This is a genomic window from Streptomyces bicolor (genome assembly GCF_000719285.1).
Classification (GTDB): domain Bacteria; phylum Actinomycetota; class Actinomycetes; order Streptomycetales; family Streptomycetaceae; genus Streptomyces; species Streptomyces bicolor.
Genome location: NZ_JOFS01000004.1, coordinates 218,847 through 229,576, shown reverse-complemented (window position 1 = coordinate 229,576; position 10,730 = coordinate 218,847). Strand labels below are relative to the sequence as shown.

Below are 10,730 nucleotides of genomic sequence, written 5' to 3'. Positions count from 1 at the left end.
ATGTGGACGGGCGGGGGCGGGCGTGGGGGTGGGGGGCGAGGAGGGTGTCAGCGGGGTGGGCTGAGGGGGCCGGGTCGTGGACTCCGGGGAGATGTCTGCCCGGGGGCGTCAACAACATCACCGGTATGGGGGTGCCATACCGGTATGGGGGTGCCATACCGGTATGGGGGTGCCATACCGGTATGGGGGTGCCATGGAGGGGTGCCGTCGCAGAGGCCCCTCAAGGAGTGCTGTCGCAGGCGCCCTCCAAGGGGTGCCGTCGAGGATTGGGGCCCTCAAGACGTACAACCGTGGATTCAGCCGCCGGCGCGCCCGGCGGCCTCCTCGGCCCCGAAGACGCTCCCGAGGACGGCATCCTCAGCGCCCCGAACATCGACCCGCCCGTCCCCAGGACCACCCAGCTCCCGGCTCCGCTCGAGCAACTGCCGTACGAGGCTGACGAGTTCGGCGGGCTCGAAGGGCTTGGCGAGGAAGGCGTCGACGCCGGCATCGAGGCCGCTGTCGACCTCGTGCTGAGCGCAGGCGCTGATGATGGCGAGGGGGAGGTCGCGGGTACGGGGGTCGGAACGCAGCCGAGCGGCGGTGCGCAGCCCGTCCAGCCGGGGCATGACCACGTCGAGGGTGATCACATCGGGCCGCACCTGATGAACGACTTCCAGACACTCGGCACCGTCGGCCGCGGTCACGACCTCAAGCCCCTCCAGCTCGAGATTGACCCTGATCAGCTGCCGGATGACCTTGTTGTCGTCCACAACAAGCACCCGGCCCGAAGCGCCTGGCACAACTCGAGAGTAGGTCCGGACCGGCCACCGCGTCCGGGTTTTCCCCACTTCCACCCCCTGCGAGCGAGCCACCCCAGGTGACGCCGGGTGCCACCGCCCGGAAACCCGTTCATGAACACCACCCTGAAGCTGGTAGGGTTCTACCCGTCGCCGCCAAGCAAGGCGCCCGACACGCCCCCGTAGCTCAGGGGATAGAGCAACGGCCTCCGGAGCCGTGTGCGCAGGTTCGAATCCTGCCGGGGGCACCCTTTCTGAGGTGCCTAGAGACCCCGTGACCAGCGGATACGCTGAGTGCGGGGTCTTCGCGTATGTGCAGCCGTATGCCAACCTGAGCGGCCGTATGTCGGGGTCCGTGGACTATTTGTGGACGCGATCACTCGTACTCGCGCAGCAGCTCTTCGATCTTGCGGTTGGCGATCTCCTGCCGACCGTCGATGCACTTCGCGTAGCGGCTCAGCAGGACCTCGACGCTGATGGTGGTCGTGCGCTACCCGCGCGACATCCCGACCGGCGCGGATTAGGGACGTGGGAATTGGGTCGCCGTTCAGGTGCCGAGGCTGCGGATGGTTTCCTCCACCAGACGGTTGCCCTTGGGCGCGTACCACGACCTGTGCGGGGACAGCTTGGCGACCGCCGTGCCCAGCCAGTCGGGATCGCCGAGGCGGTCCAGGGCCTTCGCCTCGGTGAGCTGGTCGAACAGTGCCTTCAGCACGATGACGTGGCCGGCCGGGTAACGGCCCTCGTGATGGGTGTAGCGCGCCGACCAGAGGTCGTACGGACGGCGAACGATGCCCTGCAGGGAGCAGCCGTCGCGGCCCATGTCGGCTCCGGGCGCGAAGGAGCCGACGAAGCCGCCGAACGGGGTGGCATGCCACCTCACGTAAGCGGCTCGCACCCTCAACTCCAGGAACCGGGACCACTCGACGGCGAGCAGGGGTCCCGTCTCCCCGCGCCGGTGTTGTTCCAGGCCCTCGGGCGTCAGCACGATGGACAGGCCCTCCTTGCGTGCCGGGTCCCCGATCACCCACCGGTCACCGATCAGCTCCAGCGGCCCCAGGCGCTGCGCCATGGCCTCTCCTTCTGTCCTGCCATCCGTCCGACGAGGGAACATAACCGACGCCGGAGACGCGCCCGCGGGCGGTGCGTCCGCGAGGGGCTGCGGGAGCCGGCTGACGCGAGCCTTGGCCGGCCGCCCCGGTCGTGGCCGCGCCTCGCGGGCCTGCCTCGGCCGGGCGTGCATGAGCCGAGGCAGGCCTGTGGGGCTCTCCCAGATCCAGTTCCCGCAGATCCGGTTCCCGGCGGGACAGCGGCGTCCTTTCGGGCAGGACAGCGTGAAAGGGCGGTGCCGGGTGTCCCCTCCCGGCACCGTCCAGCCCGTGCGCCGCTCAGGCACGGCCGTCCTTGGGGTGCGTGTTGGTGCGTGTTGGTGCGTGTTCAGGCCGTGCCCAGGCGCTCCTCCTTCGGCGCCGCCGCCTGCGCCGCCCTGTCCCGCCCCGCCTCCGCCGCCTCTTCGCGCGCCGGCTTCCCGCCGCGCCGACGGCCCGGCAGTACCGCAAGGACGATCATCGTGCCCGCGGCCATGATGATTCCGCCGATCAGGCTTGTCTGGGCGACGCTGTGGGCGAAGGACTCGTGTACCGCGCCGATGAGGGCCTGGGCCTGCTGGGCGCCGCCTGCGGGGTTCTTCGCGACCTCCTCGGCGACCGCCATGCCGCGGCCGACCGAGTCCTTCGCCGTCTCCAGCGCGGTGTGCGGGAGGTTGGTTCCGACGAGGTCGGTCAGCTTGTCGCGGTAGGCGGTGCCCAGCAGGGAGCCGAGTATGGCGATGCCCAGGGCGCCGCCCAGTTCCAGGGCCGTGTCGTTGGCGCCGCCGCCGACGCCCAGTTCGGACTCGGGGAAGGAGTCCATGATGGTGTCCGTGGCCGGGGACACGCTCAGGCCGATCGCGAAGCCGAGCAGCAGCAGGGGCGCCAGGAAGTCCGTGTACGTCGAGCCCGACTCGATCCGCGTGAGCAGGAAGACGCCCGCCGTGCCGATCAGCATGCCGGTGACGACCATGGCCTTCACGCCCAGCCTCGGGGTCAGCCTTCCGGTGGCCGCGGCGCCGACGAAGACCGCTCCGGCCAGCGGCAGCAGTCGTACGCCCGTCTCCAGGGCGTCGTAGCCGAGGACGAACTGCAGGTACTGGGTGGCGTAGTAGAGCGCGCCGAAGGTGCCGAAGAAGAAGAACAGCACCGCGAGCATCGATCCGCTGAAGGGGCGCTCCGCGAACTTGCGCACGTCCAGCATGGGATGCGGGTGCCGCAACTCCCAGGCGACGAAGGCCAGCAGGCCCACGCCCGCGACGACCGCCGCGGTGATCGGGCCGACGCCCCAGCCGAAGTGCGGGCCCTCGATGGTCGCGTAGACCAGGCTGGCGACCGAGACGATCGAGAGCAGACCGCCGACGTAGTCGATGCGGCCCATTCCCTCGGCCTTCGACGGCGGCACGAGAGTCAGCGCGCCGATCACCGCGACGACTGCGATCGGCACGTTGATCAGGAAGGTCGAGCCCCACGCGTGGTCCTCGAGGAGCCAGCCGGCGACCAGCGGGCCCATCGCGATGGCGAGGCCGGACGTCGCGGTCCAGGCCGTGATGGCCTTGGCGCGCTCCGCCTTCGGGAAGATCGCGACCAGCAACGACAGGGTGGCCGGCATGACCACGGCGGCGCCCACGCCCATGACCGCGCGGGCCGCTATGACCAGTCCGGTCTCCTCGACCAGGCTGCCCATCACCGCGCCGCCCGCGAAGATCACGAGGCCCGTGATCAGTGCGCCGCGCCGGCTGTACTTGTCGCCGATCGAGCCCAGCACCAGCATCAGCGCCGCGTACGGGACGGTGTAGCCGTCGATGACCCACTGCAGGTCACTGCTGGACAGGCCCAGGTCCTTGGTCATGTCCGGGGCGGCCACGATCAGCGACGTGTTCGCCATGACGACGATCAGCAGGCTCAGGCACAGCACCAGCAGGGCCCACCAGCGCCGTGCGTACGGCCCGGTCATCTTCTCGACGGGTGTGGTGGCTACGAAGGGCATCGGAGAGGCTCCCTACAGGTTAATTGCACATCGATGAGCAGACTAGTTTGTTGCTCAGTCATGTGCAAATAAGGGATGGGGGGGTGAGGGCGAAGATCAGCGGTGGCATGTCCGGCCTGCGGCACATACGACAGAGCCCCCGACCAGTCCTGGTCGGGGGCTCTGTACGACTGAGGCTGCTCGCCTACGAAGCGCGGTGCCGACTTTCGGCGACGACCGTCTCGACCACCGCACACGCCTCGTTCTCCGGAACCCCGGCCGCGATGAGCGTGGCGACGGCCACGCGGGTGCCGTCGTCCTCCAGCGTCCCCGCGTTGACCTCTTCCAGCAGGGCGATGGTCATCGACTCGAGGCCGGCGCTGAGCACGGCGGCCGGCAGATGGGTGTGGAAGAGGCCGTCCTGCTGGCCTCGCTCCAGGATGGCGGTGGTCGCGCCGCGGGCCGGTTCGAGGATCTCGGCGACGCGCTCCGCGCCGAGGTCGTGCCGGGCCAGCGCGAGGAGCATCCGGTAGCGGTCGCCCACGGGCCAGATCGACAGCACGAAGTGCGCGAGGGCGTGACCGGCCGGCTCCGACGGCCGCACCCCGGCCGTGACCGCGCCCTTGAGGCTGTCGGCGGCCTCCTCGGCCAGCGCCTCCAGGAGTGCCGCGCGTCCCGGGAAGTGACCGAAGAGCGTGCGGCGTACGACCCCGGAGGCCCGCGCCAGCTCCTCCAGCGTGATGTCCGGGTTCCGCCCCAGCTCCTGACGTGCCGTGGCCAGGATGCGCGCCCGGTTGGAACGGGAGTTGCGTCGCTGCGGCTCGCGGGCGACGGGCTTGGACACGGGAGGAACCTCGAGGGATCGGGAGGCCTTCGGCGGACGGACGGACCTCAACGGCCGGTGTCTCATTCTGGCATGCGAGGTCAGGACGTGATCCGGGCGCCGCCTAGGTCGACCACGGGACTCGCCGGTCGGAAATGCGACGGTCCGCTCCGGGTGGGCGAGGGAGCGGCCGCCGCGCCGGAGCTGGTCGAGTTTGTCAATGTACGGGTGGACGCCTCGCTCGCCGGCCGGGGCGCGCGCGCCGGCAACCGCCCGCTGGAGGCGTTCGTCGCGGTCGCCGAGCTGACGGGCCGGGAGCACGGCTGCGACCTGTTCCCGCTGATGGACGCCGCCGACGATCTCGTACGTCCGCTGCAGGACCGTGAGGTGCGGACCTGGCCGGCCGTGCGGAGAGCGCGACCTGATCGGAAGCGGTGGGCGGCCGCCCGTCCGGGGCCGACCGCCTACCCGAAGGCGTTGGGAGGCTGCTGCCCCGTCGGCGCGTCCCAGGGCCTCGGCTCCGCATCGCCCAGCAGTTCCGTCGCCTGGTGCTGAGTGTGTGCGGCCGCTATCTGCGCCTCCGCCACGACGTCTCCACGTTCGCGCACCAGGTCCTCATAGATCGGCAGGTGATCGTTTTCGGCGGGACTGCGCGTCACAATGCCGATCCTTCCACTGGTCTCTCCTTCAAGCCCGGTTCAGTCGGGCCGCGATTCCATGCCCGAGCAACAAATACAACACGGCCGGAAGACCGTAATTGAGGAGAACCCGCAACCCCTCTGTGTCCATCGTGAAAATGTCCCGTGCCCATCCCGCAAGCCAGTCGGCCGTACCACGGACGAGTTCCACGAACGCGTTGCCCTGATTGGCGTCGAGCAGGAACAGGACGATCCACAGGGCGAGTACACCTGCGGCGACGTCGGCGATCGTGCAGATCGTGAGGGCCGCTCTGCGTGCGGCGGCCTGGTTGCGCTGGGCGCGGTCGGGGCCTGAGGGCTGGTCGTACGTCTGGTATCCGGAAACCGGGTCGGTGTTCACAAGAAATCCGATCTGACGCGTCACTGGGCCGATGGGTCACCGCCGGGACCGAATTCGGCCATTGGCTGTGACCCGCTTCTCCCTGGTTCTGCGCCACCCGAACGCGACCGCGTTACACCGCCGCCGAGGGCATCCCCCAATATGACGGCCTATTCGGTCACTTACCCACATGTCCGTGCGCGAGAGCACATTTGCGGACGCAGGGCAGCAACGGCCGGAGGGCCGGGCGAACTCAGGCCCCGCGGTCCGTCGGGAGCATCGCCCAGACCGTCTTGCCCATGGGCTGCCGCCGGGTCCAGCCCCAGTGCTCGGACAGCGCGTCGATGATGCGCAGTCCCCGGCCGTGCTCGTCGAGGGGGTCGCTCGCGTGCGGGTACACGGGTGGGTTGTCGCAGGGGTCGGTGACGGCGCAGACCAGGTGGGCGGGGCGGCGGATGCTGAGCCGCAGCCAGATCTCGGCGTCGCCGTGGGCCTGGACGTGGGCCGGGGAGTGGAGCGGGGAACGAGCCGTGGAGTGCGCTACGCCGTGCAGTGCGGCGTTCGCGGCGAGTTCGGTGACCACCATGAGGGCGTCGGCGCCGCAGTGGTCCAGCCCCCAGTCAGCGAGGGTGCGACGGACGAAGTCGCGGGCCCGGCCGCAGTCCTGTTCGGCGCCGGTGAGGCGCAGGGCGGCCGCGCGGGGCGGGATGCGCGGGGGTTCGGGCCGGGTCGGCCGGCGTCGGTCCGGGGCGCCCGGGTGCGCTTCCGGCGTCACGCTCAGTCCCGTGGGTGACGCAGCGCTACCGGGTAGTCGAAGCCCTTCGTACGCAGGTAAGGACACAACGTCTCCCTGATACACGGTCAGGACGAGGCGGCTGCGCAGCAGTTGACGCCACAGCTATTATCCACGCCGACGGCGCCTCCGTGCAATTTCACGGGAAATTGCGCGCGGTGTCGACGCAGAGCACGTGGTGCGGTCCGGGCCCGCGGGGGCTGTGGGCGTACGCGTGGCGGAACGTGAGCAAGGAGAGTGCAGTGCCAACAGCACCGAACGGCGTACGGGCAAGCTCGTTGGGCGTCCGCTGGATCAAGAGCCGGCACAGCAATGCCGAGGGCAACTGCGTCGAGGTGGCCTCCCTGGGCGACGGCAGCATCGCGATGCGCAACTCCCGCCATCCCGACGGACCCGCGCTGGTCTACACGCCCGCCGAGATCGCCGCCTTCCTGGCGGGGGCGAAGGAGGGCGAGTTCGACCACCTGGTGTGACCTGGCCTCCGCGACCTTGCACGGAGTCAGGAAGCCGCGGGGAAACGGAAGTTGACTCATCCAGTTCCCGCGGCTCCGGCGGCACGAGGCGGCGGGATGCGATAATGAGGTCTGTCGTATGCCGGTCCACGGGGAGTCAGGATGTCCGCCGAGTCACCTCGCATCTCCCGCCTCGAACCGTATCTGTCCCGCACCGAGCCCGCGCCGACGCTGCTGAAGATGCTGGTCGGCGTCCAGCTGGCGGGTATTCGCGAGGACGTCGGTCTGTCCCAGGACCAGGCGGCGCGCGCGGCCGGATTCAGCCCGGCGAAGCTGTCGCGCATCGAGGCGGGCAAGGGCCGCCGGCCGCCCACCGAGGCCGATGTCCGCGAGCTGCTGAAGCAGTACCGGGCCGACGAGTACGAGGCCTCGGTGCTGCTGCAGTTGCTGCGCCGGGCCGGGGAGCCGGGGTGGTGGCAGCGCTATGACAAGCGGCTGATGCCGGAGTGGTTCGACCGGCTGGTCGGGCTGCAGGAGGCCGCGACGGCCATCCGTACCTTTGAACTCCAGTACGTCCCCGGCCTGTTGCAGACCGAGGCCTACACCCGGGCCGTGGTGGAGCGCGGGCTGCCCTCGGCGCCGGCCCGTGAGGTGCAGCGGCGGGTGGAGCTGCGGATGCGCCGGCGGGAGCTGCTGAACCGCCCCGACGCGCCCCGGCTGTGGGCGATCGTCGACGAGTCGGTGCTGCTGCGGGTGCTGGGCAGCCGTGAGGTGATGCGCGAGCAGCTCGAATACCTGGAGGAGATGGCCCGGCTCCCCCATGTGACCGTGCAGATCGTCCCGCTGGACGTGACCAACGCGTCCGCGCCCGCGATCCCGGTCACCTATCTGCGCTTCGGCGGCGTCGACCTGCCCGACATCGTCTATCTGGAGCACATCAAGAGCGCCGCCTTCCTGGAGGACCAGGACGAGACGGAGGAGTACCGGATCGCCCTGGACCGGCTGGGTAACGAGGCCCTCAATCCGCGCGAGTCGCTTCAGCGGCTGCGCGAGACGAAGGCCCGGTACTTCCCGGCGACCTGAGCCCTCCTACGGCAGCCGGCCCACGCCGCCGAACTCGATCCACTCCTGGGTGAGCTGGCGCGGTGCCACCTCGGTGTCGGGGCGCCAGGTGGACACCTCCACGAGGCCCGGCTCGAGGATCTCCAGTCCCTCGAAGTACTCCGCGACGTCCTTCTCCTCGCGCACCCGGCCCCAGTGTCCCTGCGTGGCCTGGTCCATGAAGTCGGTGACGAACTTACGGACCTCGGGATCCTCGCTGACCAGCTGGCACATCACCATGTAGCTGCCGGGCACGAGCCGTTCGCGCACCCGGCGGGCCACCGCGAGCGGGCCGTCGGTCTCACTGTCGGGGATGCAGTGGAACACCGAGTTGAACAGCACGGCCACCGGCTGCGAGAAGTCGATCAGGCGCTCGGTGTCGGCGTGGGAGAAGATGCCGTCGGTGTCGCGCATGTCGGCGTGGATGACGGCGGTGTTCTCGTTCTGCTCCAGCAGGGCGCGGCCGTGGACCAGGACCATCGGGTCGTTGTCGACGTACACCACCCGCGAGGACGGGTCGACGGACTGGGCGACCTGGTGGACGTTGTTCTGGGTGGGCAGGCCGGAGCCGTGGTCCAGGAACTGCCGGATGCCGTAGTCCTCGGCGAGCGTCCGGACCACCCGCTGCAGGAAGCGCCGGTTGTTCAGCGCGAGGGCGCGGGTGCTGGGGACGACCTTGTCCAGTTGTTCGCAGGCGGCGCGGTCGGAGGCGTAGTTGTCCTTGCCGCCGAGGTAGTAGTCGTACATGCGCGCTGCGGTCGGAACCGTGGCGTCGATCGACGTGGACAGCTGCTTTCCAGGCTCCATCGTTCCCCCAGGGGCAGGCCGGCCGAGGAGATCACCTCACCGACAACCCATCCTAGGGAAGCGGCAGTTGCTGGGGCCAGTCCATCCGTCAACCACGGGCAACTCGGACGCCTTTCGTGATCAAGGCTGTGCGGCGCGCCAGTTCGAACTAGGGTTCCTGACCGGAAGCCACATTCGACGGGGGTACGCACGTGGCCGATTCGGCGCGCTCGCACGACGACACCGCGCGGGACGGGGGAAAGCCCGGCCGGTTAACCGGCATGGGGCCCTTCATGCTCGTCTGGAGCGGGCAGGCGGTGTCCCTGGTCGGCAACTCCGTCCTGCGGTTCGCCTTCGTCTACGAGACCTGGTCGGCCACCGGCCGGGCCACGGCGCTGACCACGCTGTCGCTGTGCGCGCTGCTCCCCCAGGTGCTGCTGAGCCCGCTCGCCGGAGCCCTCGTCGACCGGCTCGACCGGCGTACCGCGCTGCAGTTCGCGGACGGCGGCGGACTGCTGGTCGTGGCGCTGCTGGGCGTTCTGCACCTCACCGGCGGGCTGCACACCTGGGAGGTGTACGCGGCCGTCGTGCTCCTCGGCTGTGCGGCCGCCTTCCAGTTCCCGGCGCTGGGCGCCGCCGTGCCGCTGCTGGTCGACAAGGCGCAGCTCCAGCGGGCCAACAGCCTGTTGGCGAGCGCCAAGAGCACGGCGGACGTCGGCGGGCCCGCGCTGGGCGGTCTCCTGGTGGCGTTCTCCGGGCTCGGTGTCATCATCGTCGCCGACCTGGTGAGCTTCGCCCTCGCGCTGGCCGCGATACGGGTCGTACGGCTGCGCGGGGACACGGGGTCGGGGACGAAGCCGGCGAGTGGGCCCCGTAAGAAGCTCGTCGCCGAGGCCGCCGAGGGGATGCGTTTCCTCTTCCGGTATCCGAGCCTGCGCGATCTGATGCTGGCGTTCTGCGTCGTCAACCTGGTCATGGTCTTCGGCTTCGCCGCCGTACAGCCCATGGTGCTGGCGCGGTCCGGCGGTGAGACCGCGGCGCTGGCGAGCGTCAACACCGCGATCGGGGTCGGCGGGGTCGCGGGCGGGCTGCTGATGGCGGCCTGGAGCGGGCCGCGGAACCGGGCCCGGGGCATGCTGCTCGGGATCATCGGCATGTGTCTGTCGGCCCAGGTGGCCATGGCGCTGGCGGGCGGCGTGGTCGGCTGGTGCGCGGCGATCCTGGTGGGCGCGGCGCTGATGCCGATGATCAACGGCGTGATGCAGGCGATCGTGCAGACCAAGGTTCCGCGGGAGTGGCACGGGCGGGTCTTCGGCGCCGTGATGTTCCTGTCGCAGATCTCCGTCCCGCTGGCGACCGCGGTCTCCGGGCCGCTCGCCGACCATGTCTTCGAACCGCGGGCCGCGGAGGGCACCGGGATCTTCGTCGTGCTGGGTCCGCTGGTCGGCGACGGGCCGGGCAGCGGCATGGCCGCCATGCTGCTCCTCGCGGGCCTGTGCGGTATCGCGGTCGGGGTGCTGAGCATGACCCGGCGCACGGTACGGGAGATCGACACGCTGCTGCCGGACGTCGCCGACGAAACCCCTGACGACTCCCCCGGCGACTCCGGGCGCTCCGGCGATCCCGAGGGCCCGGAGAACCCCGACGACCCCGACACCCCTGACAACCCCGGGAACAAAGAGCTCGTGGAGGGCTGACCATGACCACCAATCCCTTCGAGGACGAGAACGGCACCTACCTCGTACTCACCAACGCGCAGGGCCAGTTCTCGCTGTGGCCCGAAGGGATCGCCGTGCCGGACGGGTGGGACGTGGCGCTGACCGCGAGCAGCCGAGCGGAGTGCCTCGCCCACGTCGAGGAGCGCTGGACGGACATATGTCCCGCACCCACGGCCGCAGATGCCTGAGAAGGGGGCAACGGGG

At 70.2% G+C, this 10,730-nt stretch carries 11 protein-coding genes, 1 tRNA gene and 1 pseudogene; 6 read left to right on the top strand and 7 right to left on the bottom strand.

The features are described 5' to 3' along the window. Nucleotides 1-296: 296 nt before the first annotated feature. Entirely contained in the window at nt 297-782 is a 486-nt protein-coding gene (locus IF78_RS0106225) for a response regulator (RefSeq protein WP_107049892.1), read from the bottom strand. 173 nt (nt 783-955) lie between these two features. Between IF78_RS0106225 and IF78_RS0106220 the strand changes: the two genes are divergently transcribed. After that, nucleotides 956-1,027, top strand: a tRNA-Arg gene (locus IF78_RS0106220). Nucleotides 1,028-1,326: 299 nt separating this feature from the next. On the opposite strand, the gene IF78_RS0106215 is transcribed toward IF78_RS0106220, so the two are convergent. The 3 genes from IF78_RS0106215 to IF78_RS0106205 all read right to left on the bottom strand — a co-directional run bounded on the left by IF78_RS0106215 (nt 1,327) and on the right by IF78_RS0106205 (nt 4,680). After that, entirely contained in the window at nt 1,327-1,851 is a 525-nt protein-coding gene (locus IF78_RS0106215) for a hypothetical protein (protein WP_031479652.1), read from the bottom strand. A 365-nt stretch (nt 1,852-2,216) separates the two neighbouring features. Continuing rightward, nucleotides 2,217-3,857, bottom strand: a complete 1,641-nt coding sequence (locus tag IF78_RS0106210; RefSeq protein ID WP_051827520.1) for an MFS transporter — start codon at nt 3,855-3,857, stop codon at nt 2,217-2,219. A gap of 184 nt (nt 3,858-4,041) precedes the next feature. After that, nucleotides 4,042-4,680: a TetR family transcriptional regulator gene (locus IF78_RS0106205; RefSeq protein WP_031479647.1), complete on the bottom strand. Its 639-nt coding sequence runs from the start codon at nt 4,678-4,680 to the stop codon at nt 4,042-4,044. Between the two features lie 186 nt (nt 4,681-4,866). On the opposite strand from IF78_RS0106205, the pseudogene IF78_RS45730 reads away from it, so the two are divergent. Further along, nucleotides 4,867-5,052: pseudogene (locus tag IF78_RS45730) on the top strand (4-hydroxy-2-oxovalerate aldolase); the annotation flags it as partial. 294 nt (nt 5,053-5,346) lie between these two features. Here IF78_RS45730 and IF78_RS0106195 read toward each other — a convergent pair. Continuing rightward, nucleotides 5,347-5,721, bottom strand: a complete 375-nt coding sequence (locus IF78_RS0106195; RefSeq protein ID WP_244889790.1) for a hypothetical protein — start codon at nt 5,719-5,721, stop codon at nt 5,347-5,349. Between the two features lie 208 nt (nt 5,722-5,929). Next, nucleotides 5,930-6,451, bottom strand: coding sequence for an ATP-binding protein (locus IF78_RS43360; protein WP_078662328.1), 522 nt, complete (start codon nt 6,449-6,451; stop codon nt 5,930-5,932). 260 nt (nt 6,452-6,711) lie between these two features. On the opposite strand from IF78_RS43360, the gene IF78_RS0106185 reads away from it, so the two are divergent. Both IF78_RS0106185 and IF78_RS0106180 read left to right on the top strand, forming a co-directional pair. Then, entirely contained in the window at nt 6,712-6,942 is a 231-nt protein-coding gene (locus tag IF78_RS0106185; RefSeq protein WP_037639776.1) for a DUF397 domain-containing protein, read from the top strand. A 141-nt stretch (nt 6,943-7,083) separates the two neighbouring features. Continuing rightward, a complete protein-coding gene (locus IF78_RS0106180; RefSeq protein WP_031479637.1) occupies nt 7,084-8,004 on the top strand; it encodes a helix-turn-helix domain-containing protein in 921 nt (306 codons plus the stop codon). Nucleotides 8,005-8,010: 6 nt separating this feature from the next. On the opposite strand, the gene IF78_RS0106175 is transcribed toward IF78_RS0106180, so the two are convergent. Then, the gene (locus tag IF78_RS0106175) at nt 8,011-8,829 is read right to left on the bottom strand and encodes an SAM-dependent methyltransferase (RefSeq protein ID WP_031479635.1); all 819 of its coding nucleotides are present in this window, start codon (nt 8,827-8,829) and stop codon (nt 8,011-8,013) included. 191 nt (nt 8,830-9,020) lie between these two features. Here IF78_RS0106175 and IF78_RS0106170 point away from each other — a divergent pair, with 191 nt between their 5' ends. Together IF78_RS0106170 and IF78_RS0106165 are read left to right on the top strand one after the other, a co-directional pair. Continuing rightward, nucleotides 9,021-10,505 carry an MFS transporter gene (locus tag IF78_RS0106170; RefSeq protein WP_158751278.1) on the top strand — a complete coding sequence of 495 codons (1,485 nt, stop codon included), beginning with the start codon at nt 9,021-9,023 and terminating at the stop codon, nt 10,503-10,505. Nucleotides 10,506-10,507: 2 nt separating this feature from the next. Next, on the top strand, nt 10,508-10,714 hold the full coding sequence (locus IF78_RS0106165) for an MbtH family protein (protein ID WP_031479631.1): 207 nt from the start codon (nt 10,508-10,510) through the stop codon (nt 10,712-10,714). Nucleotides 10,715-10,730: the final 16 nt, after the last annotated feature.